At 44.4% G+C, this 24,179-nt stretch carries 22 protein-coding genes; 11 read left to right on the top strand and 11 right to left on the bottom strand.

Features of this window, described 5'->3' with window-relative positions; genetic code table 11:
* Positions 1-13: 13 nt before the first annotated feature.
* The 3 genes from BMX95_RS29990 to BMX95_RS29980 are packed head-to-tail and all read left to right on the top strand — an operon-like array spanning position 14 to position 8,401.
* Complete coding sequence (locus BMX95_RS29990; protein WP_081200291.1) at positions 14-1,606, top strand: RagB/SusD family nutrient uptake outer membrane protein; 1,593 nt, start codon at positions 14-16, stop codon at positions 1,604-1,606.
* A gap of 46 nt (positions 1,607-1,652) precedes the next feature.
* A complete protein-coding gene (locus BMX95_RS29985; RefSeq protein WP_081200290.1) occupies positions 1,653-5,036 on the top strand; it encodes a VCBS repeat-containing protein in 3,384 nt (1,127 codons plus the stop codon).
* 17 nt (positions 5,037-5,053) lie between these two features.
* The gene (locus BMX95_RS29980) at positions 5,054-8,401 is read left to right on the top strand and encodes a VCBS repeat-containing protein (protein WP_081200289.1); all 3,348 of its coding nucleotides are present in this window, start codon (positions 5,054-5,056) and stop codon (positions 8,399-8,401) included.
* Here the strand turns inward: BMX95_RS29980 and BMX95_RS29975 are convergent.
* From BMX95_RS29975 to BMX95_RS29955, 5 genes are all read right to left on the bottom strand, one after another.
* A complete protein-coding gene (locus tag BMX95_RS29975; protein WP_081200288.1) occupies positions 8,393-9,322 on the bottom strand; it encodes a hypothetical protein in 930 nt (309 codons plus the stop codon). The two genes, BMX95_RS29980 and BMX95_RS29975, sit on opposite strands and share 9 nt — an antisense overlap.
* Positions 9,323-9,329: 7 nt before the next feature.
* Positions 9,330-9,932 (bottom strand): HD domain-containing protein, encoded by a 603-nt coding sequence (locus BMX95_RS29970; RefSeq protein WP_081200281.1) that lies wholly within the window; start codon positions 9,930-9,932, stop codon positions 9,330-9,332.
* Positions 9,933-9,934: 2 nt separating this feature from the next.
* The gene (locus tag BMX95_RS29965) at positions 9,935-10,399 is read right to left on the bottom strand and encodes a helix-turn-helix domain-containing protein (protein WP_081200279.1); all 465 of its coding nucleotides are present in this window, start codon (positions 10,397-10,399) and stop codon (positions 9,935-9,937) included.
* On the bottom strand, positions 10,392-10,826 hold the full coding sequence (locus tag BMX95_RS29960) for a DUF6932 family protein (protein WP_081200277.1): 435 nt from the start codon (positions 10,824-10,826) through the stop codon (positions 10,392-10,394). Before BMX95_RS29960 ends, BMX95_RS29965 begins: the two co-directional genes overlap by 8 nt.
* Before the next feature lie 639 nt (positions 10,827-11,465).
* A complete protein-coding gene (locus BMX95_RS29955) occupies positions 11,466-12,932 on the bottom strand; it encodes a vWA domain-containing protein (RefSeq protein ID WP_081200275.1) in 1,467 nt (488 codons plus the stop codon).
* Between the two features lie 398 nt (positions 12,933-13,330).
* Here BMX95_RS29955 and rplM point away from each other — a divergent pair, with 398 nt between their 5' ends.
* From rplM to BMX95_RS29925, 6 genes are all read left to right on the top strand, one after another.
* Complete coding sequence (gene rplM, locus BMX95_RS29950; protein ID WP_081200273.1) at positions 13,331-13,774, top strand: 50S ribosomal protein L13; 444 nt, start codon at positions 13,331-13,333, stop codon at positions 13,772-13,774.
* A gap of 13 nt (positions 13,775-13,787) precedes the next feature.
* The gene (gene rpsI, locus BMX95_RS29945; protein ID WP_081200271.1) at positions 13,788-14,177 is read left to right on the top strand and encodes a 30S ribosomal protein S9; all 390 of its coding nucleotides are present in this window, start codon (positions 13,788-13,790) and stop codon (positions 14,175-14,177) included.
* A gap of 95 nt (positions 14,178-14,272) precedes the next feature.
* The gene (gene rpsB, locus BMX95_RS29940; protein WP_081200270.1) at positions 14,273-15,217 is read left to right on the top strand and encodes a 30S ribosomal protein S2; all 945 of its coding nucleotides are present in this window, start codon (positions 14,273-14,275) and stop codon (positions 15,215-15,217) included.
* A 175-nt stretch (positions 15,218-15,392) separates the two neighbouring features.
* Complete coding sequence (gene tsf, locus BMX95_RS29935; protein ID WP_081200268.1) at positions 15,393-16,232, top strand: translation elongation factor Ts; 840 nt, start codon at positions 15,393-15,395, stop codon at positions 16,230-16,232.
* A gap of 229 nt (positions 16,233-16,461) precedes the next feature.
* Positions 16,462-17,175 (top strand): UMP kinase, encoded by a 714-nt coding sequence (gene pyrH, locus BMX95_RS29930; RefSeq protein ID WP_081200266.1) that lies wholly within the window; start codon positions 16,462-16,464, stop codon positions 17,173-17,175.
* Positions 17,176-17,377: 202 nt separating this feature from the next.
* Positions 17,378-18,436 (top strand): hypothetical protein, encoded by a 1,059-nt coding sequence (locus tag BMX95_RS29925; protein ID WP_081200264.1) that lies wholly within the window; start codon positions 17,378-17,380, stop codon positions 18,434-18,436.
* A gap of 149 nt (positions 18,437-18,585) precedes the next feature.
* Here BMX95_RS29925 and BMX95_RS29920 read toward each other — a convergent pair whose 3' ends face one another.
* The gene (locus tag BMX95_RS29920; protein ID WP_081200262.1) at positions 18,586-19,662 is read right to left on the bottom strand and encodes a DUF3298 and DUF4163 domain-containing protein; all 1,077 of its coding nucleotides are present in this window, start codon (positions 19,660-19,662) and stop codon (positions 18,586-18,588) included.
* Positions 19,663-19,754: 92 nt separating this feature from the next.
* Here BMX95_RS29920 and pdxH point away from each other — a divergent pair, with 92 nt between their 5' ends.
* Positions 19,755-20,399 (top strand): pyridoxamine 5'-phosphate oxidase, encoded by a 645-nt coding sequence (gene pdxH / locus BMX95_RS29915; protein ID WP_081200260.1) that lies wholly within the window; start codon positions 19,755-19,757, stop codon positions 20,397-20,399.
* Positions 20,400-20,534: 135 nt separating this feature from the next.
* Here the strand turns inward: pdxH and BMX95_RS29910 are convergent, their stop codons facing one another.
* The 4 genes from BMX95_RS29910 to BMX95_RS29895 all read right to left on the bottom strand — a co-directional run bounded on the left by BMX95_RS29910 (position 20,535) and on the right by BMX95_RS29895 (position 22,453).
* The gene (locus tag BMX95_RS29910; protein ID WP_014222161.1) at positions 20,535-20,645 is read right to left on the bottom strand and encodes a 30S ribosomal protein THX; all 111 of its coding nucleotides are present in this window, start codon (positions 20,643-20,645) and stop codon (positions 20,535-20,537) included.
* Positions 20,646-20,744: 99 nt separating this feature from the next.
* The gene (locus BMX95_RS29905) at positions 20,745-21,014 is read right to left on the bottom strand and encodes an HU family DNA-binding protein (RefSeq protein ID WP_014222160.1); all 270 of its coding nucleotides are present in this window, start codon (positions 21,012-21,014) and stop codon (positions 20,745-20,747) included.
* Positions 21,015-21,304: 290 nt separating this feature from the next.
* Positions 21,305-21,610 (bottom strand): DUF4286 family protein, encoded by a 306-nt coding sequence (locus BMX95_RS29900; RefSeq protein WP_081200258.1) that lies wholly within the window; start codon positions 21,608-21,610, stop codon positions 21,305-21,307.
* Positions 21,611-21,682: 72 nt separating this feature from the next.
* On the bottom strand, positions 21,683-22,453 hold the full coding sequence (locus tag BMX95_RS29895; RefSeq protein ID WP_081200256.1) for an exodeoxyribonuclease III: 771 nt from the start codon (positions 22,451-22,453) through the stop codon (positions 21,683-21,685).
* 40 nt (positions 22,454-22,493) lie between these two features.
* Between BMX95_RS29895 and BMX95_RS29890 the strand changes: the two genes are divergently transcribed.
* Positions 22,494-23,243 carry an LOG family protein gene (locus tag BMX95_RS29890; RefSeq protein WP_081200425.1) on the top strand — a complete coding sequence of 250 codons (750 nt, stop codon included), beginning with the start codon at positions 22,494-22,496 and terminating at the stop codon, positions 23,241-23,243.
* 74 nt (positions 23,244-23,317) lie between these two features.
* On the opposite strand, the gene BMX95_RS29885 is transcribed toward BMX95_RS29890, so the two are convergent.
* Positions 23,318-24,118 carry a hypothetical protein gene (locus tag BMX95_RS29885; protein ID WP_081200254.1) on the bottom strand — a complete coding sequence of 267 codons (801 nt, stop codon included), beginning with the start codon at positions 24,116-24,118 and terminating at the stop codon, positions 23,318-23,320.
* Positions 24,119-24,179: the final 61 nt, after the last annotated feature.

Genomic DNA, 24,179 nt, shown 5'->3' with positions numbered 1-24,179 from the left:
TAAACTAAACAAAATGAAACTTAAATATATATCGATACTCGGGTTGGTGACTGTTATGGGTTGTACGAAGCTGGACCAGAAACTGAATGATAGCTTTACCACCGGTGCTCAAAACGCTGACGTAAATTCCCTGCTCAACGCAGCCTATAACAGCATGAATGGGCTGATGCACGCGCAGGACCAGTTATTCTCCTTACAGGAAACAACCACCGACGAAGCATTGATCCCTACGCGGGGCGGTGACTGGGACGACAACGGTGTTTGGCGGGTGTTACATGCCCATACCTGGAACGTGATACATGCCCAGTTTAAAAGTGTGTACAATGGCCTGGGTGGCTTGCAAAGTGCAGCCCTCACCGTGCTCGCAGCTAATCCCAGTGCCGGTCAGCGGGCAGAAGCATTGTTCCTGCGTTCCCTGTCACAGTTCTATTTGCTCGACCTGTATGGCCAGGTGCCTTACCGGGAAATAAATGCCTACAACAGCCTTGAGCCTGCTCCGGTAATGACCCCGGCACAGGCCGTGGATACACTGGTGAATACTTTGACGGCCATTATTCCTCAGTTATCAGCCGCCAACAAACCATATAAAGCCAGCCCCGATGCCGCGCGTTTTTTGTTAATGAAAGTGCTGTTGAATAAAGGCGCCTTTCTGAATAAACAAACGCCCACTTTTGATAATGCCGATATGCAACAGGTGGTTGCCCTGGGCACAGCTATACAGGGCGGAGGTTATTCGCTTACCCCCAATTACTTCGATAATTTCGGCCCTACCAATGCAACCACCGCCAAAGAATCGATCCTCTCCTGGCCAAATTCAGGAGCCGCTACCAATAACGGTATCAATAGCGGCGGCGTAAATGCCCGCTGGATGATGACCCTGCACTATAACTCCTGGGATAAGAACAACACCTTTGGCAGCGCCGGCTGGAATGGATTTACTACCGTAGCTGATTTTTACAATACGTTCGGTACAACTGATTCCAGAAAGGGTGGCGTTGCTTACACCGGTGTAACTGATTCATCAGGATTAAAACCTGGTCTGGTAGTGGGCCAGCAGATGAATGAAGCCGGAGTGGCTATAAAAGACCGCCAGGGAAATCCGCTTTCGTTTACACCGGATGTAAACCTGGTAGAAATTGACAAAGGCCGGCTTGAAGTAGCAGGTATCAGGGTCGTTAAATATCCGCCCGATTATAAAGCTTACAGCGGTGGCAATCAAAGGAACCAGTTACAGATCTTCCGCTATGGCGATGTGCTGTTAATGATGGCAGAAGCTAAATTGCGACAAACAAATGCCGATATGGGCGCCGCACTGGTGTACGTAAACGAACTAAGAGCCGCCCGGGGAGCTACTCCGCTGGCCACTATCACCCTGGTAAATGCGAATAACGTATATGACCCTACTACCTTACTGGCCGAAAGAGGCCGGGAATTGTATTTTGAAAGCTGGCGCCGGCAGGACCTCATCCGCTTTGGCGTATTTCTGAAACAATGGGCATTAAAAGCTGCTGACGCCGATCCGCAACGCAATCTCTTATTCCCCATTGCCCCCGACGAATTACTGGCAAATCCTAATTTGAAACAAAATCCAGGCTACGCTGAATAACTTTAATGCTTAAATTTATTGTAATCACAAAGGTCATTATTCAATAATGGCCTTTGTGCTTTCATTGTCCCTGAAGAACACACCCATTATATTCGATAATATTAATATCTGGATGTATTTAAAAAGATTGCTTGGCTGTTTGCTCACAGTAGCTGTTTGTTATTCCTGTAACAACAAAAAAGACACCTCCTCAACCCTTTTTGAACTGGTTGAAAACTCCGGTATTAATTTCAATAACCAGGTGGTTGACCAGGAATATGACAACAGCTTTTTGTTCCGCAATTTTTATAATGGCGGCGGTGTAGCTATTGGCGATATCAATAATGATGGTTTGGCCGATGTACTGCTTACTTCTAATATGGCGGAAAACAAGCTCTACCTCAATAAAGGTGATTTCAAATTTGAAGACATTACAGCCAAAAGCGGTATGAAGCAGGACAGCATGTGGAGCACCGGGGCCGTAATGGTAGATATTAATAACGATGGCTGGCTCGATATGTACGTGTGTAATTCGGGTCACATGAAAAACGGCAACCGGCGGAATAAACTTTATATTAATAATCATAATCTCACCTTTACAGAATCAGCCGCTCAATATGGACTGGCCATTTCAGCGTATACCACGCAGGTTTCTTTTTTCGATTATGACCTCGATGGCGATCTGGATTGCTTTATGATAGACAACAGCCCCATGCCGGTTAATACGCTGGGGTATACCAATCGCCGCGATCTGCCCGCCAGCGAATGGCCTGTAGCTGCCTTTGTAAAGGATGGCGGTGATCACTTATACCGGAACGACAATGGCCATTTTACCCAGGTAGATAAAGAAGCAGGCATACACGGTACCTTAATGAGTTTTGGCCTTGGCGTTTCCGTAACAGATATCAACAACGACGGCTATCCTGATATTTACGTAGCCAACGATTCATACGAGCGTGACTATTTATACATCAATCAACGCAACGGCACCTTTAAAGATGAAATGGAAAAATGCATGAAGCAGAACAGCTTTTCCTCGATGGGCGCCGATATAGCCGATATTAACAACGATGGATATGCAGATATTTTCACCACCGACATGCTGCCCGATAATGACTACCGCTTAAAAACCCTGGGTGCATTTGATAATATTGATCAGTATCGCAATAAGTTGAACATAGGCTTCTACCACCAGTACATGAAAAACTGTTTGCAGATAAACAATGGCAATGGCACTTTTTCCGACGTTGCCAATTACAGTGGTGTTTGTGCCTCCGACTGGAGCTGGGGTGCTCTGTTGTTCGACGCCGATAACGATGGCCTGAATGATATTTATGTATGCAATGGCGTGAACCGCGATGTGACCGATCTTGATTTTATGGACTTCTTCGCCAACGACGTCATTCAAAAAATGGTGTTAACCGGGCAAAAAGAAAAGGTAAATGAAGTACTGGAGCATATTCCCAAAACACCCGTCATCAATAAAGCGTTCCGGAATTTGGGCAATCTGCAGTTTGCCGATGCAGGCAAAGAATGGGGATTTACCCAGCCTTCTTTTTCAAACGGCGCTGCCTATGCCGACCTTGATAATGACGGTGACCTTGACCTGGTGATCAATAATATTAACGGGCCGGCTTTTATTTATAAGAACCGGGCCAGGCAACAGCATAGCAATCATTACCTGAGTGTGTTACTTAAAGAAGGCAATCAAAACACGTTTGCGATAGGAAGTAAAATAACCGTACATGCCGGTGGTTCCATTATAACCCGTGAAGTAGTGCCAAGCCGGGGTTTTCAATCGTCCATGGATTATAAACAGGTGGTAGGTTTAGGAAAAAAGACAGCAATTGATTCGATGGTCATTATGTGGCCAGATCGTTCTATAGAAACTATTGTACATCCGGCCATAGATACGCTACTGGTGTTTACCAAAGCCAATACTATTAAAGGTCCCCTGCCTGATACGCTGCAAAACAGGGGAGGTCTGTTCACGCTGGCACCCAATACATTTGAAAAGCATGTGGAGGATGATTATGTAGATTTCTATTACGAAAGAAACATTCCTGAAATACTTTCCCGCGAAGGGCCCAAAATAGCTACGGCCGATGTTAACGGCGATGGGTTAATGGATCTGTATATTGATGGAACAAAAGACCATCCCGGGCAATTGTACCTGCAGCAAAAGACCGGTGGGTTTATTAAAAAGCAGGAACCGCTTTTTATGCAGTTCAAAGATTTTGAAGATGAAGCGGTCTTATTCTTCGATTGCGATAAAGATGGCGACGTTGATTTGTTTATAGGGCCGGGGGGCAATAATTCTCCGCCTTATAGCCGTGAAATGCAATGCCGCCTGTTTAAGAACGATGGCAAAGGAAATTTCACCCTCGATGCCGCCGCGTTTAAAAGCGATGGCATGAATACGGGGGTAGCCATTGCCAATGATTTTGATCACGATGGGGACCTTGACCTGTTTGTAGGCAGCCGAAGCACCCCCGGTAATTATGGCGTTACACCTGCCAGTTATTTGTTTCAGAACGATGGCCAGGGCCATTTTACTGATATCGCAAAAACAAAGAACCCCGATATTGCTAATATTGGTATGGTTACGGGCGCTGTATGGGCCGATGTAACAGGCGATACCAGTAAAGAACTGGTAATAGTTGGTGAGTGGATGGTACCCCGCATTTTTTCATTTAATGGCGATCATTTTATAGAAGTAAAAAGCCATCTCGGGGAATTATATGGCTGGTGGCAAACAGTAACAGCTGCCGATATAAACCATGATGGCAAAACCGATCTCGTATTGGGTAATGTAGGGGATAATTTTTACCTGCATCCCGATGCGGCCAACCCGGTAAAATTGTGGATCAATGATTTTAACAGCAATGGGTCAGCGGATAAAATACTTACCCGCACGGTAGACAAACGCGATGTGCCGGTGTTTTTGAAGCGCGAAATGCAGGATGAAATTCCTTCTATAAAAAAGGAGAACCTGAAGCATAAGGATTATGCGAAAAGATCTATCCAGGAATTGTTTTCCAAAGAAATGATGGACAAAAGCAGGGTGAAGCTATTTAACTATTCCAAATCGTGCGTGGCCGTCAATAAAGGCAACGGGCAGTTTGCCATTCAGCCATTGCCCTACCAGGTACAACTATCAGTGATGAATGCTATTCTTTGTGCCGATGTAAATAAAGATGGATTTACCGATCTGGTATTGGGTGGAAACAGATCAGGCTTTCCGCCCCAGTTTGGAAAACTGGATGCCAGCTATGGTGATGTATTGCTCAATAATGGCAAAGGCCACTTCACCTGGTTGCCGGCCAGGCAATCGGGCCTGCTGGTAGATGGGGAGGTGCGCGACATTACCCTGATACCCGCCACAGGAGTTAATTATGTATTGTTTGCAAGAAATAACGATTACCCGGTTTTATACAGTATAAAAAAGTAAACAGCGAATTGTAAGTTATGATCAGTAGTAAACAATGGGCAGGCTTTTGTTTGATGATGGTATGCATACCTGTTTTTTTTGCATGCAACAGGGGAAATAAACAACCTCCGTTGTTTGAGTTGCTCGATGAAAGCAGTACCGGACTCCATTTTACCAATACCCTTACGCCCAGCGATTCGTTTAATATTTTTCACTACATGTACTACTATAATGGCGCAGGTGTTGGTGCCGGTGATTTTAATAATGATGGATTGGTGGACCTGTTTTTTGCCTCGAACATGGAGCAGAATAAACTATTCGTAAATACCGGAAAGCTTCATTTTAAGGAAGTAACAAAAGAAGCCGGTATTCCGCAAGACCATGGCTGGAGCACAGGGGTTTCCGTTGCAGATATAAACAACGATGGCCTGCTGGATATTTATATCTGCCGCGTAGGCAATTATGGTCCATTGAAAAGCCATAACCAGTTTTTGATCTGTACGGGAATCGATAAAAATGGTGTGCCGCAATATGTCGATAAAGCAAAGGAACTGGGGGTTGACTTCAGCGGGTTCAGTACCCAGGCTGCTTTTCTCGATTACGATATGGACGGCGACCTGGACCTGTATTTGCTGAACCATTCCGTTCATGCCATCAGTAATTTCCGGCCCCGCAAAGAATTTGTGGGTACGTATGAAACCCTCTCGGGCGACCGCTTATTCCGCAATGATGCCGGGGTTGATGGGGCGCCCAAATTTACTGAGGTAACAAAAACATGCGGCATTAACAGCACCGTCATTGGGTATGGGCTGGGTATTGCGGTGAGCGACATCAACCTGGACGGGTACCCTGATGTGTATATAGGCAATGATTTTCACGAGAACGATTACCTGTACATCAATCAGCACAATGGCACATTTAAAGAAGACCTGGGCAGGTGTATGATGCATACCAGTCAATACAGCATGGGCGTTGATATTGCGGATGTAAATAACGATGGGTATTCAGAGATCATTTCCATGGACATGTTGCCTGCTGACCCCTACATATTAAAAAGATCACTGGGCGAGGATGCGTATGACCTGTACAACGAAAAAATAAGGATTGGGTATAACTATCAGTACACGCGTAATAACCTGCAGTTGAACGATCGAAATGGTACATTCAGTGAAGTCGGCTTGTATAGTGGTATAGCTGCTACCGACTGGAGCTGGGCAGCCTTGTGGATGGATTTTGATAACGACGGCATGAAAGACCTGTTCGTGTCCAATGGTATCCCCAAGCGCATGAACGATATAGATTTCATCAATTATATCGGCAACGAAGAAATTCAAAATAAGCTACGCACCAATAAGAGCGACGAAAAAGACCTCGCCCTTACGGATAAATTCCCCCAGATAAAAATTCCCAACAAGTTCTTCAAAAATACCGGTAACCTCGCCTTTGCCGATCTGGAACAACAGGTAGCAGATGATAAACCCACCTTTTCAAATGGCGCTATTTATGCGGACCTGGACAATGATGGCGATCTGGACGTGGTAGTGAACAACATCAACGACCCGGTAATGTTGTATGAGAACAAAAGCAACGACAAGCACGACAAGGCTTATGTTGATCTCAAACTAAAAGGCCCTGCTGGTAACGTCAATGGAATTGGAGCCAAGGTGGTATTATTCGGCAACAATCAATTATACCTGTACGAAAAGCAGGCCGTGCATGGGTTTATGTCGGCCATGGAAATACCTATGCATATTGGTCTCGACAAAATAAAACCCGATTCGACATTTTTGGTCTGGCCCGATAATACCTATCAACGCATCAACCTATCTACAAATAAAGGGCAACAGGTATTAACCTGGCAAAAGGGGCTGCCGGCATTCGATTACAAGACCATAACATCCTATAAAAAGAACCCAACAACGCATATTACCAACATAACCGACAGCGTGCGGTTGGATTACCTGCATAAAGAAAATCATTTTGCAGATTTTGATCGCGAGCCGCTGATCCCACATATGATCTCTACCGAAGGCCCTGCCCTGGCAGTGGCTGATATAAATAATGATGGCTTGCAGGATGTTTACCTCGGCGCCGCCAAATGGGAAAAGGGTGCCGTGTATTTGCAAAAGACCGGCGGTACCTTTTACCGGACCCGGCAGCCCGGTCTGGATAACGACAGCACCTATGAAGATGTGGATGCCTGCATTACAGATGTGAACAACGATGGCTTTCCTGACCTGGTAGTAGCCAGTGGCGGGAACGAATTTTATGGTAACGATGAACACCTGCAGCCCCGCGTTTACCTGAATGATGGCAAGGGACAATTCACCAGGCTGCCCAATGCATTCACCGGATTGTATGAAACCCTTTCGTGCATAGTGCCCTGTGATTTTAATAAAGATGGTTTTGTTGACCTGTTTATTGGCGGCCGGGCCATGCCCTGGGCATATGGACAAATACCCCATTCCTATCTATTACAAAACGATGGCACCGGCAAATTCAAAGATGTTACATCGGCACGTACTAAAGACCTGGGCGAGGCGGGTTTTGTAACCCGCGCCGTTTGGTTCGATTTGGATAAAGACGGCGATCAGGATCTCATCTGTTCATTTGAATGGGGTGGCATAGACGCCTGGATAAATAACAATGGCCAGTTTACCCGAAAAGCGCTTACTGATAAAAAAGGCTGGTGGAATTTTGTTTTGCCCTGCGACATCGATAACGATGGTGATATTGACCTGGTAGCAGGCAATCTGGGTTTGAACAGCCGCCTGAAGGCTTCGGATAAAGAGCCTGTTCGGTTATACTACAATGATTTTGATGACAACGGTAAAAAGGAACAGGTGTTAACCTATTATGTACAGGGAAAAGAAATACCGTTTGCCAATAAATCGGAACTGGAAAAACAAATGCCTGTTTTGAAGAAGAACTTTTTATATGCCGAAGACTTTGCGAAGGCACGGTTGAAAGATCTTTTTCCGGCCGATAAACTGAATGCGGCTGAAGTATTAACCGCCAACTACTTTTATAATGCCATTTTGATCAATGATGGCCATATGCAATTCACCACACAGGCGCTGCCCTGGGAGGCACAATTGACAAGTTACCGCGATGCCGCCGTTGTAAACGCCAATAACGACAGCCTGCCCGATCTGTTACTGGGTGGCAATTATTATGAGAACAATGTGGAAATGGGCCGGTATGATGCGGATTGGGGAACCATTTTAATTAACAAGGGTAATGACCGGTTTGAAGTAGAAAGTGCCAATGGGCTGCCGATAAAAGGACAGGTTCGGCGGATACAAAAAATAAACATCTCCCAAAAGGAAGCATGGGTACTTGCCCGCAATAACGACAGTGTAATGGTGATCCGGTTTTCAAAATAGCGGTACGTACACATCGGTGATCCAGCGGGTGGTATCGGGCTCTATGCTTCTGTCGGTAATAAGCTGTTGAAAAGGAAGGGCCATCAGCGTTCTGTGGTGGTCCTGGATGTATAGTTGAAATTGGTACAATGCCTCTTTAACAGTGGCATCGCCCCCATGCACCCTTGTAACCCAAAAGTGGTTCAGGGGAATACGCTGATTGAAAAAACGTCCGTTGGCAGCGATGGGTTTGTTGATGGGCAACGCTACCATTAGCTGATAGCCAAAAGGACTTAACGGCGTTATATTCAGAATGGCGATACCGGTTTGTTTGGCCTCTTGCGCCGCACTGTATTTTTTTAAGTCACCGATGAGTGAATATATCTCCTCAACAGACGGATAACCCGCCAGGTATTTTTTAGTGCTGATCAGGAATGAATCTTTAAAAACAGTTTCCTGGATGGTAATACCGTAAATGTTCTCTATTTTCTCAGCAAAGGACTTGAAGTGGTTCAACAAGGCAGCCATATTGCTTTTTAGGTTTATGGCCTGTCTGTAATGTTGGATACGCGTAACAGGGTTAAGCGAAGTAGGATAGGTGCAGGTCCATTGCAGGGTTGTGGAATCTCCGCCTGCAGGTACCAGGTAAAGTGTACTTTTAATAGACGATTTGTTGTGAAGGATGCCTATCTCAAGGGTGTTTAACAGCTTTTTTGTGATCGCATACCGGCCGTCCTGAAACAGGAAGCTGTTACTGCTCCATGAGGATCCGGGCCACCAGTTTTTCCATTTGTCTGCCGTGGCCATATTTCTGTAAGCGCCGGGAACGGTACAATTGATGGGCGTAACCTGTACAATGTCGAGGCGGGCGGGGATAAAAAGATAAATACCTGCAAACGCTGCAACAATAATAAAAGCCGGGACCAATAGCCATTTTTTCATAGGCCGCTTATTGCACGTCTTTTTGATGATCGATGATGAACTGTATAATGTCTTCGAGTGGCGTATTTATTCGCGCAATGGCGTCCGTAATATCGTCGCGGTTTACCTGTGCGGCGAAGGAAGGTGTTTTTAGTTTCTTTAATATGCTCTTTACATCCATGCCGTCGTATTTGGTGGGGCGAATAAGGGCTGAGGCATGTATAAATCCGGACAGCTCATCAAACACATAGATCATTTTATCCATGATGTTGTTAGGTTCAACTCCAAAATACTGCGGGCCGTGGGAGGCAATGCAATGGATCACTTCAGGGTCGATGTTCCGGCGTTCCAGTTCTTCCACAATTACCCGGCAATGATCATCGGGGTATTTTTCCCAGTCGGCATCGTGGAGCAGACCGGCCAGTTCCCATTTGCGGGCGGTGAGTTCATCGGCCTGTTCTTTTTCTATGGCCCAGGCTTTCATAACGGCGGCAACCTGTTTCATATGCAGGCGCAGGCGGTCATTGGGTACCCATTCGTTGAGTAATTGATGAGCTTCTTCGATAGGCATCAGGTTTCCGGTATTGGCAACATCACCAAATGTGTTGCGACCGAGTAAGTGGATGGACATGATTATTTGGGCGATTGTTTTTTTCTGGATTTGTGTTTGTTGGTCCTGGTCATCCGGGTTTCTTTGATGGTAATTTCAAGGCCCACGGCATCAAGAAAACGGATCAGGTTTTTAAAGGTAACACTTCTGAAGTTATCGGCTTCGTACCGTTGTAATTGTTGTTCTTTAATGCCCAGTTGTGCGGCAAACTCTTTTTGGGTTAAGCCTGATTTAATTTTGTATTCGATGAGCAGAGAGGGTAAATCGACAAACAGGCGTTCTTTCAAAATTTGGATTGTGTCTGTTTTCAGCGTTTCGTATAGCAGGATATCCTGCTCCACCTCTTTTTGCATATTGAGTGCAGACGCCAACATCATTTTTATTTTTAATGGATGTTGGGTGGTGTCTTTTTTCAGATTGGCAATATTCTCATTGATTTCACTCAACAGCTTTTTCGAGATTTTATATTGCTTTTCATTTTTAATCATAGAAAATATCTTTAAGGTTTATTTTGACCAGTCCCTTTGGATAACCGTCTTTATCTTTTTCTAACATATGCAGAAATTGATGATTGGTTTTATCAAAATACAAAACGTGACATTTTAAATTTCTGTGTATTTCCCCAATCTTATTGTGATCAAAAAAATCAGGAAATACCTGTTCCAGTTTGTCATAATCTATGTTTTGCAGGTCAAAACACAGATCGATGTCATTGGGATTTATCTTGGTACTAATAAAACTGCCCCCAATAAAAACGGTAGTGCAACCGCAGGCACCGAGGATTTCAAAAAGTGTCAACGCATTCCTGATCTTTTGTTTTCTCCATTCATTCGTTCCAAAATGTTGTTCAAATTCTTCCAGAGTTAATTCGACGGTCTTGTGTAAATGTCCGTTTGAGTTGAAACTCAGGCTCATAAAGCAATAGATTTAATGTGCCTACAAAACATCTCGTATTGTAGGGCTGGTTAATAATTTTCATACTCATGGGATGATAATGTATTGATAGTGTAATTAAAGGTATGAAATTTATACAACACAACAAAAATGTTGTGTTTGTGTTTTGATCCTGTTCAAGGTAGGCTCCTGCCTCCTCTTTTCCTCACTTTTCTCCCTCAATTCTACCCCATTCCCTCCTCGGCGGCGGAAAACCACGAGTAGCCCCATTGTGGCCCTAAAGCGAGCAGCATTGCCTGAGAAGTATCTGAACATAAACGATGGAGTATAATTGCAGTAAAGGTGCTGGGCAGAGCAGAGAAAGCACAGAGGTACCCTAGAGGATGCCTAGAGGCAACATATCGCTATAAGGTCGCTATAATGTCGCTATAAAGGGTGGGGCTAAAGCAGGAAATTTGAAAGAATTTTTCGTATCTTCCCTTACGGAGATGTACATGGGAGGCTGGAAGAGAAGTTAAACAGTCCAAAAAGAAGGCTACTCCCAAAAAGAAACAGGCAATAACAAAGAAGTCGAACCCCAATACCGTTAAAAAAGAAAAAACAATAGCCACCCACTGGAATGCGGATGGCTATTCTGAATGTTATATACAACAGCAAACGTTATTTCACAATCTTCAATAACTCCAAATGTTGGGCGCGGTAACCATTGGGATCGAAGCTAACAGCGCCGGCCGACCAGCTTTTGATTTGCTCAAGCGTCATACTTCCTTTATAGCGGGAATCTCTCAGATACAGTCCCAATGCAGCTACTGATGCAGCAAAACGCATGTTTTCGCTGCTTGATTCAAAGCTGTGCCCTGCATCAAAAATATCCAGGTCGAGGGGAATACTTACGGCTGCTTCCGGTTTTTTATAACGGAAATGGATGGTGAAGGTTGGCGCAGTGCTAACCGCGGCATTTTTTTTGGGTTCTATTTCATAGATAGCGGTAATGGTTTGTCCGGCCCCAATTTCACCGGCATCGGCCTGGTCATTATTGAATTGTTTGCTTTCCATTACGCGGTTTTCGTAACCGATCAGGCGATAATTTTCAACCACTTCTTTATTGAATGTTACCTGAACTTTTACATCCTTGGCTACTGTTAAGAACTTGCTATAATCGTTGACAAATACTTTATTTAATTCGTCATGGTTATCGAGGTATTCGTAATTGCCGTTTCCTTTATTGGCAAGTTGCTCGAGCATGGCATCATTGATGTTGTCGATGCCTACGCCCAGGGTAGTTAGAAAAATTCCATTTTCACGCTGGTCCGTCACCAGTTTAATTACTTCATCCATGGAGGTAATGCCTACGTTGAAATCGCCATCGGTGCCCATGATAACCCGGTTGTTTCCATTGGGTATAAAATTTTGTCTGGCTATCTGGTATGCGAGGGTGATGCCGCCTGAACCATTGGTGCCACCGGCAGAGCCCAGTTTATTGATGGCTTTAATTATTTTAACTTTTTCCGTGCCCGGGGTTGATTCCAGTGCCAGGGATTGATACCCCGAGTACGTAACGATTGCGATGCGGTCCTGGGGGCGCATGTGATTTACAAATTTGGTGAATCCGTTTTTCAGCAGAGACAGTTTATCATCTGAGGCCATAGAGCCCGACACATCAATCAGCAACACAAAATTAGCCAGGGGGTATTGTTCTTTGGGGATAGACTTACCTTTTATGCCTATCCGAATAAGCTTATGGGCCGTGTTCCAGGGACAGGTGCTTACTTCGCCATTCACGCCAATAGGTGCGTCATCTGCGGGGTCTTCATAGTTGTAAGTGAAATAGTTCACCATTTCTTCCGTGCGCAGGCCTTTGTAATTAAAGTCAGCATACCCGTTTAATTTTCTTCTGGTAAGGGTGTAAGAAGCGCCATCGGCGTCGATGGAAAAGGTGGAAGTGGCGGAATCGATGGTTTTTATGAAGGGGTTTTCTTCTACGGTCGCTATGTTGGCTGTGCTCATGTTTGCCAGCTCATTGTTATAGTAAGAGCCGCCGCCAACCCGCCGCGGGGGTGAACAGGCGGCCGCTATCAGGGTCAGGCTAAACAGCGAAATGGCAATTCCGTTTTTCTTTGTCAGCATAAGAAGGGATTTGGGTGCATGAACGCATTTTGCGGCTGGCTGTTGTCCGGGTGTAAGAACATACCCTAAAAACCTTGAACTCGGTCGCCGGAACCCAGGCTTCGCCCCGGAACCATTAAGAACCGCTGATTTCCCTCAAATAGCTGCCCTAAAATGCCCGCTGTATGCGGTTATTAGGGAGGAAGAAAAAATATATGTCAAAATATTTATTGAAAATCAATTAATTACAAAGCTGTGATAAAAAAATTGTCTTCTTTTTTCTTGTTGTACCCGGTTCAACGGTCTATCTTTGCGACCCGTTTTTAGTTACCTGATTAAAAGCGGAAACAGCAAGCGGGATGGCGTTGCTGTTTATTTCTTAACCGGCTGAAGTCAATTCAGTCAAAAGTTTTTAAAAAATGAGTAAACTACATTTCACTACCCAACATGCGAATGCGGCTACCGTAAAACGCAACTGGTATGTTGTAGACGGTACCAATCAAACCGTGGGACGCATGTGCGCGAAAATTGCTGCTATTCTTCGTGGTAAGAATAAGCCGTACTATACGCCACATGTTGATTGCGGAGACTACATTATCGTTATCAATGCCGAGAAAGTAAAATTCACCGGTAACAAAACTGAAGATAAAGAATACCTGACCTTCTCAGGTTACCCCGGTGGTCAAAAATCTGAAACAGCCCGCGAACTGCTGCGCCGTCGTCCGGAGTTAGTAGTAGAAAGAGCTGTAAAAGGTATGTTGCCTAAGAATCGCCTTGGCCGCAAAATGTATAAGAAATTATTTGTGTATGCCGGCGACCAACACGAGCATGCTGCACAGAAACCTCAATCATTAACTTTCTAATTGTTTACAATACATGGAAAAGCAAAAAAATGCCGTAGGTCGTCGTAAAGAAGCTGTGACACGAGTTTGGTTGTCACGTGGAACCGGTAAGATCACCGTTAACGATAAAGACTACAAAGAATATTTTTCACTGGTATACCTGCAGAACCAGGTGGAGTTGCCTTTAAAAGCAACCCAGTCAATGGATAAATTTGATGTAAAGATCAATGCTGCCGGTGGTGGTATGAAAGGTCAGGCTGAAGCTGCAAAGCTGGGCATCGGTCGTGCTTTACTCGAAGTAAGCGCTGAATACCGTCCTGCATTAAAAGCAGTAGGGGTTCTGAAACGCGATCCGAGATCTGTTGAACGTAAGAAATTCGGTCACAAAAAAGCTCGTCGCAGCTACCAGTTCAGCAAACGTTAATCCATACCAGCGCCTCCGTCCTTTGGCGGAGCGCGTTTTGGAAACGCTTGTGGTTATTATCAAATTTTTCAAACACACATTTTCAACTTAGTTAAATGGAAAATAACACTTCATTGCAACAGCAGCTCCTGGATGCCGGTGTACACTTCGGTCACCTGCGTAAGAAGTGGAACCCAAAAATGTTGCCTTACATTTTTGCTGAAAAGAAAGGCATTCACATCATTGATCTTAATAAAACTACTGAACACCTGACTGAAGCAGCTGCTGCCTTAAAGCAGATTGCCCGCAGCGGTAAAAAGATCATGTTCGTAGGCACCAAAAAACAAGCTAAAGAGATTGTTACTGAGTGCGCACGTAAAATCAACATGCCTTTCGTTACCGAGCGTTGGTTGGGTGGTATGTTGACCAACTTCAACACCGTTCGCAAGAGCGTTAAGAAAATGCAGAGCATCGACAAAATGCTGACTGAAAGCACTGCTGACGTTCTTACCAAAAAGGAAAAATTAACCCTTGGTCGCGACCGTGATAAAATGGATAAAGTACTGGGTGGTATCAGCCAACTGGGCCGTGTACCTGCCGCTTTGTTCATCATCGACATTGGCCATGAGCACATTGCCCTGGCTGAAGCAAAAAGACTGGGTATTACCACTTTCGGTATGGTTGATACCAACTGCGATCCTAATAAAGTTGACTTTGCAATCCCTGCAAACGACGACGCTACAAAGTCTATCGCAATCATTACTCAATATATCACTGCTGCTATAGCTGAAGGTCTTGCTGAAAGACAAGCTGCTAAAGACGAAGATGCTGATGATCAGGCAGATGATGAAAAAGAAAAAAGAGCACAACGCCTGCAGGCTGAAGCAGAAGCTGAAGGTGGTCGTGGCCGTGGTAACAGCGGTGGCGGCGGTGGTCGTGGTCATGGCGGCGGCGGCGGCGGTAATCGCGGCGGCGGCGGTCAAAACAGAGGTGGCGGTGGCCAAAACAGAGGCGGTAACCGTCCTGGTGGCAACCGTGGACCTGGCGGTGGCAGAAGATAGTTTTCAGTTGTAACTAAGCTTTACTTCCACCAGCTGGCGCACATTTGTACAATTTGTACGCTACTGATCAGAATTAATAAAATGAAAATGCTTCACGAATACGTTGATTTGAATAGAATCAGGTTATTTGTGACGCATTTTCAAATTTTCAAAATATCTAAATAATCAATTTTATATGTCAGGAGTTGCTATTACTGCCGCTGATATTAACAAGCTTCGCCAGATGACTGGCGCGGGCATGATGGATTGCCGTAAAGCTTTGACAGAAACCAATGGCGATTTCGAAGCTGCTATTGACTGGCTTCGTAAAAAAGGCGCCAAGGTGGCTGCACTGCGTGGCGATCGTGAGGCAAAAGAAGGTGTGGTACTGGCTAAAACAACAGCCGATAATAAAACTGGTATCGCACTCTGCCTGAGCTGCGAAACTGACTTCGTTAGTAAAAACGCTGATTTCATCGCCTTTGCTCAAAGCATTATCGATGCAGCCGTTGCCAGCAATGTAAAAAGCCTCGATGAGCTGAATGGTATTGCTGTCAATGGTGCTAAAGTTGCCGACCTGGTTAACGATAAACTGGCCAGCATTGGTGAAAAAATCGGTCTTACTAAATTTGAACGTGTTGATGCTGACTTCGTAGCTTCATACATTCACGGTGCTAACCGCATAGGCGTACTGGTGGGTATGACCAAAGCTGCTCCCGAAGCCGGTAAAGACATAGCTATGCAAATTGCTGCTATGAACCCGGTTGCGGTTGATGCAAGCTCGGTTTCTGCTGCTACCATCGAGCGTGAGCGCGCCATCGTTACCGAACAGATCAAAGCTGATCCTAAAATGGCCGGCAAACCCGATGATATGATCAACAAGATCGCAGAAGGTAAACTGAATGCATTCTTCAAAGAAAGCACCCTGGTAAACCAGGCTTTCGTAAAAGATAATTCTAAAACCGTTGCCGACTACCTGAAAAGCGTAGACAGCGGTTTACAGGTTACTGAATTCAAACGCGTAGCTTTAGGATAAGGCTGCCAGAAGAATATATATAAAAGGGAACGTCCGTAACAGGAGTTCCCTTTTTTATTTTCCCCAATTTGACCTTGTTGAGAATGCATTTATTAATTCGTGCAAAACATTAATAAAAAATCCTTTCTTTGCACAGCCCTTTGAGAACTAAATGTCCGGTTCCTGGTTTTTAGTTCTGTGTTTATCGTTGGTTGAAACTAGAATCAAAAAATAAAAAGGTCTTTCATACATGCTACCAAAGTACAAGCGCATTTTAGTAAAGCTTTCCGGTGAATCGTTAATGGGTGATAAGAGTTTTGGAATGGACCCCGCTATCCTGGCACAGTATGCACACGATATAAAAGAAGTGGCCGATTTAGGTGTTCAGGTTGCTGTTGTAATTGGCGGTGGAAATATTTACCGGGGAATGAATGAGGCAGAAACGGGTATTGAGCGCGCTCACGGCGATTATATGGGCATGCTGGCTACGGTTATCAATGGTATGGCTATGCAGGCCATGCTTGAAAAAATAGGGGTTTTTACGCGTTTACAAAGCGCCATCAAAATGGAGCAGATCGCTGAACCCTATATCCGCCGCCGCGCCATCCGCCATGTTGAAAAGGGCAGAGTGGTGATCTTTGGCGCCGGAACCGGTAACCCTTACTTCACTACCGATACTGCCGGCTCGTTACGTGCCATTGAAATTCAGGCCGATGTGATCCTTAAAGGCACCCGCGTAGATGGTATCTACACCGCCGATCCTGAAAAAGATCCTACCGCTAAAAAATTCGAGACCATCACCTTCCAGGAATGTATCTCAAAAAATCTGCGGGTAATGGATATGACGGCATTTACCCTGTGTATGGAAAATAAGCTTCCCATCATCGTGTTCGACATGAACAAACCCGGAAACCTGCGCCGCGTGGCCTGTGGCGAAAAAGTAGGTACCCTGGTTAAAGGGTAAGTGACTGATAAACATTAACTTAAATTTATTAGTCGGGCTTTTTGCATTTATGGAATTAACGTATTAAATTTCCAATAAGAAAAACCACCAATCTGGTGGTTTTTTCATTACCTCCTGGTCTGAAATCCCATGAAAAACAGTGCTGTGTATGAAAGAAGATCACCCTGTGTGATGCGGTGTTTATTCTAATTCCGAAGCCGTTATGAACTGTTTATTGGTTATACTGGGGTACCAGATGTATGTTGGGGTTATGGAAATTATTGTCTTCCTGCTGGGCGGGGTAGCATTGGGCTTCTTTATTCATTTCTTTCTCGTAAGCCGCAAAACCATGGCTTTAAATATTCCCAGGCCCGAACCTCCCATTATTGCCGATGCTGCTTTTCAAAATACCGACGAATGGCGGGTGAAGTACTACGAAGAAATGGAAGTGCAGGAAAAAATTCAAATGCAATTGCGCCGCGACCTCGATATGGTGCGCGATAATGAAGAACTGCTGACAATTGAAGTAGAAGAACTGCATAAAGAATTAAAACGCCGCCACGACCCCCCGGCTCCGCAGCCCGCCATACACCAGGGCGGTTCGCAGGAAGAACAAAGCGAAGAATACCTGTTCCGTTTACAAAAAACACAGGAATCCCTGGCCGAACAAAACCAGCAGATCACTTTATTGCTCGATCAGATTGAACTGTTAAAACAAACAGAGTACAAACACATCGACACCATAAAAGCCAATGAAGAACTGAATGCGCGGTTAAATGAAATGCTCACCGTGCTCAGCAATAAAGACGCCCGTATTCATGAACTGGAACAACACCAGTTACTGACAGAAGAAATGGAAGAGCGGATGCAAAAGGCTTATGAAGAATTTAATTCCATCCGCGAAAAATTGTCGAAGGTAGAAAGCCTCAGCAACCCGCCGAGCCGCCAGTATGAACTGGAAGAACTGCAGCAGAATCACTTTAAGCTCATCAGGGAATTTGACGAGTACAAACAAAAGCACCTCGATCTGCTGGAAGAAAACCAGCGGCTGTCGGGGTTGTTATTGGATACCGAAGAAAAGCTGCGTGAATCGAACTTTCAACGGCTGCAGTTGCAGAAAAAGATCACCTTCCTCGAAGAGCTCAACCGCGATCTGCAACAGATCTCAGAACACAATAAAAAGCTCGAGAATCAACTGCGCCGCATGAGTGAGATAGAAGTAATGCTAGCCCGTGTTCAGGGAAAAAGCGGCGGTAAAAGCAGCGAGGGGCCACCTGAATAAGGAACAGCTGTAAGCTATAAGCCATAAGCTGTAAGCCAAATACAGGGATGCAAGAACAAGTACAGGGGTTCAAAAAGAGACAGTGTGAGTGGGTAACTTCTTCGGTTTTCATTTCTGCCTTCTGCCCTCTGCCTTCTGCCCCTTTGCCTTTATTGCATTCCAACCAACTTTTTAAACTCCGGCTTCAAACAACCTGCCAGCTCCTTAAAAGGGATATACAACCGTATTTCACCCATGGCATAAGAGCCAATGGCATAGGGATTATACTGAAATCCAATACCCCTGGAAGTAAGCATAAAGTTTTCAGTAGGGGAAATTTCGTTATCGAACAGATAATCAGAAAGTTTTTCGGTAGGTTTTACCTCATAAGCGGCCCGAAACTTTTTCTCCAGTAAAACACGCAACGTTTTTGCACAGGAGAGTGTGTCCAGCACATCGGAAAGGGCCAGCTTTCGGTTATGTATGAGGTCAATGTTAATGTAACCGGTTCCATAGTTGCCATGGGCGCCACCGCCATCGGCATAATTGAAATGGGAAATGGTAAGCAGTTTGTCGTTGCGGTATGCTACCTGTACCGTATTGGCTTCATCGTAAGTTACCGGATCGTCCTCTTTGCGTGCCGTGTTCAATGCTGCATTTTTCTGTCTGATAAGTACTTTACCAATATCTTCCTGTGAGGGTTTTTCACCAAATGCCGCGTAAATAACCTGTTTTATGAGGTTGGTGGCCGGGTGCGTACTGGTAGCAACAGGCCAAATGGAACTGGCTGTATAGGCTAATTCAGTACGGCCATATTCTTCTTTGGGGAGTTTTTTTTCGCCAAAAACATATACGTAATCAAAGTTCAGACCGCTGCTGTCTTTCTTCAGTGCTGCCCGAAACGGAAGCAGTTTTCCCTTATATGCCCAGGTGCCTGAAAAGCTGCTGTCTTTAAAACTCCCCGACAGCACCTCTATTTCCTGTCCCTCATTGTTGTTGTGGGTGAGTTTTAAAAAACGATCCTTGCCCAGGGTACCGGTAATATCAATGGCCTCCTCGGTACTGTTATAGTAATAATAGCCGCTGAAATTTTCATTAAAACGGTAAAGGTGAAGCGTGACCGGGTATTTGTCAATGGTACCGGTTAAATAATAATAACGGGTTACAACAGGGGCCTGTTTACCGGTTTGAGCGCGTGTAACCGTAACACAGCCAAGTATAAGCAACAGAATGTATATGTGTTTCATACGAGGAGCCAAATTAATCGGTAAATGGGTATGATCAAAATCAGCACGGTTAAATTCAGATGGCTTTAACTTTGTGCCCTTAAACAGTGCCTATGTCATCTACAATTGCAGATATACGCAAAGATTATAAGTTACAGTCATTACTGGAAAAAGATGTAAAACCCAATGCCATTGAACAGTTCAACAGCTGGTGGCAGGAAGCCATACGCAGTGAAATTGACGAAGTAAATGCCATGACGCTGGCCACCGCATCGGCCGACGGCATACCGGCAGCGCGTATTGTGTTGTTGAAGGGCTTTGATGAGCGGGGATTTGTATTTTTTACCAATTACGAGAGTTTTAAAGGTGTACAGCTGACCGAAAACCCACGGGCATGCCTGGTATTTTTCTGGAAGGAACTGGAACGGCAGGTACGCATTACCGGACTGGTTGAAAAAGTGAGCGACACAGAAAGTGATGCCTATTTTAACAGCCGGCCCGAAGGAAGCCGTATCGGGGCCTGGGCATCGCCGCAAAGCCAGGTAATAGAAAGCAGGGAATGGCTGCAGGAAAGAGAAAAAACATATGCCAAGGATTTCTCTGGAAAACCATTAGAACGACCGGCCCATTGGGGTGGTTACCGCGTAAAACCTGTTACTATTGAGTTCTGGCAAGGCCGTCCCAGCCGTTTACACGACCGGTTGCAATATACACTGGAAGGCAGTAATGAGTGGAAAATAGAGCGTTTGGCGCCGTAAGAAAGCCCGAAATATGAGGTAAGACGTAGGAGGTAAGAAATAAGCGGGTGAAGCCTGGCGATTGGAGATTTTTGAGATAAGAGGTATGAAGTAAGATCAAATTTTAGGTTTTTCTTACTTCATACCTCTTATTTCTTATTTCTTCTTGTCAGCGGCAACAGCCTTTTTTACCCGTGCAGGGCGGCTTTTTCCGTATGAACCTTTAAAGGTTTTACCTTTTTTCGTTTTTTTATCTCCTCTACCCATGTTATGTGTTTATTAAAGTGATTGTTTAGAAATGCAAAAATAAAAAAAGCTCCGATACTTCGCATGCAGTAACGGAGCCTTTCGTGCGTAAGGCAGAAATTATAATTTAGCCTGCAATTCTTTACCAGCTTTGAAACGGGCAACTTTTTTAGCTTTAATCTTAATCACAGCACCGGTTTGCGGATTACGACCATTGCGAGCTGCTCTTTTTGATACAGAGAATGTACCAAAACCAACCAGGGTAACTTTACCACCACCTTTTAAAGTTTTGGTAACTGCTTCAATAAAAGAATCAAGAGCAGCATTAGCCTGTGTCTTAGTAATGCCTGAATCATCGGCAAGTTTTGCAATTAATTCAGCTTTGTTCATAGTGTGATTTTTTAAAAATTATGCAGAGACAAATTTAGCCGGTTTTTGTGTGAAACAAAATTTTTTGGTCGAAAAATTAACATTTGATAAAATGCTGAAAGCCGCTTGGGGTAAGGTTTTTAGCAAATTGAAATGTTTTGTAATACGTTTTGTTAATTGATGTTACACGCTGAAATACTGTAGGGTCTTATGTTTCATGCCACGCCGGCTGAAATGCTGACGGGTAAAGGGTTTCGTGGAATATACAATAAATTTGGCTTGAGCCGCAATTAAAATATTATTATCCACACCTAGTGCATAACCTCCATTATAGTACGGAATGCAATGAAACGATCGCCCCATTTATCGAATGACTTCTTTTGCAGAACAGGTGCAAATTCCTCTGTAAACCGATAGTAATTCTCCAATGAAGGAGTGTAATATTGTATTACAAAGGTCATGCCTTCTGCTTCATCCTGCTCCAGCAACCTGAACATTTTCCACTGTGTAAACAATCCTAATGACATGATCTCGGGTATATGTTCCTGAAGCAGCCATTGCATCCACGCTTCCGCTATGAACGGATCTACCTGAATGGTGTTGTTGTATACAATCATGGTAATTGGGTAAACAAATATTCTTGCAAAACTGTTGTCATAAACGCAGATAAGTTGTAAAAATTACATTTATTAAACTTTTGTCAGCTCCAGGTACACCGGGCAATGGTCGCTGTGTTTAACATCGGGATAAATGTCTGCACTTTTTAACTGGCTGCGCAATGCTTCGGTGGCCGTAATGTAGTCGAGCCGCCAGCCTTTGTTTTGTGCCCTTACCGTGGGAAAACGCTGGCTCCACCAGCTGTACCGGTGTGGTTCAGTATTAAAAACACGAAAGGTATCTATCCAGCCATTTTGAAGAAATCGATCCATCCAGGCCCTTTCATCGGGTAAAAAACCGGACGTGTTTTTATTGCCTTTGGGATCGTGAATATCTATTTCGGTATGTGCAATGTTATAATCACCGCACAATATCAGTTTGGGATATTTCTCCTTTAACGTCTCCAGGTAATTATGAAAATCATTCAACCACTCGTATTTGAATGTTTGCCGTACATCGCCCGTGGTGCCAGAGGGGAAATAGGCATTGATAAGCCTGATGTCGCCAAAATCAAGTTGTATTACCCTGCCTTCATCATCACTTACGGCGTGTTGGTTACCGTATTCAACATGATCGGGTTTTATTTTAGTTAAAACTGCCACGCCGCTGTAGCCTTTTTTCGTTGCCGAAAACCAGTAATCTTCATATCCGCAATCGATGAACTGCTGACGGTTAACATTATCCTTTGTGGCTTTTGTTTCCTGCAAACAAATAATATCTGCCGGATCGGTTTTTAACCAATCGCAAAAACCCTTGGTCATGGCGGCTCGTATGCCATTCACATTATAACTGATAATGCGCATGTTTTTTTGTTTAATTTGGCTGGCAATTTACACTATTGATATGGAAGCAGCTTCAGCCAAGAAAAAGATTGAGCCGATAATACCACCGAAAGAACAGGTTTATTTGGAAGGGCCTAAAAGCCGTCGTTATGAACTGGGTTTTGCCTGGAGGGTATTCAGGCAATTCATTAAGGGATTTCGTACACTACACTTTGTTGGCCCCTGTATTACCGTATTTGGGTCGGCCCGGTTTAAAGAAGATCATCCTTACTATGAGGCTTCCCGGGAGTTTGGGAAACGCATTGCCGAAATTGGTTTTACTACCATGACGGGTGGTGGTCCCGGTGTTATGGAGGCTGCCAATCGCGGCGCTTTTGAAAACGGCGGCCCTTCGGTAGGCTGCAACATTCAGTTACCCTTTGAACAACAGGCCAACAAGTACATGAACAAATCCATCACATTCGAACATTTCTTTGTTCGCAAAGTGTTGATGGTTAAATACTCGTATGCATTCATCATTATGCCGGGCGGTTTTGGCACCATGGATGAATTTTTTGAGACCTTAACGCTGGTACAAACAAAAACCATCAGTCAATTTCCCATTGTGTTGTTTGGGAAGGATTATTACAGCAACCTCTGGAATTATGCTGAGTTTATGGCCCAACAGGGCACCATTAGCCGGGAAGATATGAAACTGGTGTTGTTAACCGACAACATCGATGAGGCTATGGAACACATTCGTACCTACATAAGCCAGAATTATAAAGTAAAACAACGCAAACGTTTCTGGTGGTTGTTTGAAAAGCGATAAAGTAAAACTGTAATAAAGCAAAAGGGGCAAAGCGGGTATTACCGCTTTGCCCCTTTTGTGTTAACTACTGTTAATTATTTTTTCTTTCCCGGAATATTAACACCCAGGTTTAAAATAAGCTCATACGTACCGAATGCCTGATGCGCTTCACCTTTGTAAATATTCAGGTGTCCGTAGCGCGCATAATCTATTTTATGTGCAAATTCAAGGTAAACATATTTGTAGAAGGTTGCTCTGATGGCCTGTTCTACTCCCAGATTCCAACCGCCGATCTGAAAATCAGGATTGTTTGAAAATCCGTCCAGTTGGTTATCAACGTGTGGAACCACCGGACCAACACCGGCTTTGCCCAACATATCTATCCTTACCTTTTGGTTCGATTGCTCATACAGGTGCCAGCGCTTTACGATATTGAACAGTAAAAAGTTGGCGCCATTGTTCAGGAAGTAATAGAAACCATTTTCTTCATTCCATTTTATTGTTTCATCGAGGGGTTTGCCATCTTTTTTTCCTGTACGATGTGCATCCTGATGATCTATGATATACTTGGTGTGGTCGAAGTTGATCTCAATACCCAGGTCGTCTTTGAAGAAATAACCAATGCGATAGTTGTACTGGGGAATGGTCAGCGCCCTGTTAAAGAGGCCCTCATCCCATCCCGGGTGATCATGTGCACGAATACCTTTGAAGGTGTAGTCGCTATTCAATTCAGGCTGAACTATGTGCAGGTTGCTTTGGGTATACCATTCCTTATTATACCCCCAGGAGAAATAGAATTCTCCTTTGTGGGAAGGATACTTTGATTGCGCTGCTACAAAAAAGGGAACAACCAAAAATGCTATCGCTATAATAGCATTTCTACGGGAATTACTCATGGTACTACTGTTAAAAAGACATTTTCAAGGGAACGTTGCCCAAACGAATATGCTTGTTTTA

It is taken from the genome of Niastella yeongjuensis (assembly GCF_900110245.1).
Taxonomy (GTDB): domain Bacteria; phylum Bacteroidota; class Bacteroidia; order Chitinophagales; family Chitinophagaceae; genus Niastella; species Niastella yeongjuensis.
Note: the sequence above shows the minus strand (reverse complement) of the source record. Positions and strands in the feature narration are given on the sequence as shown.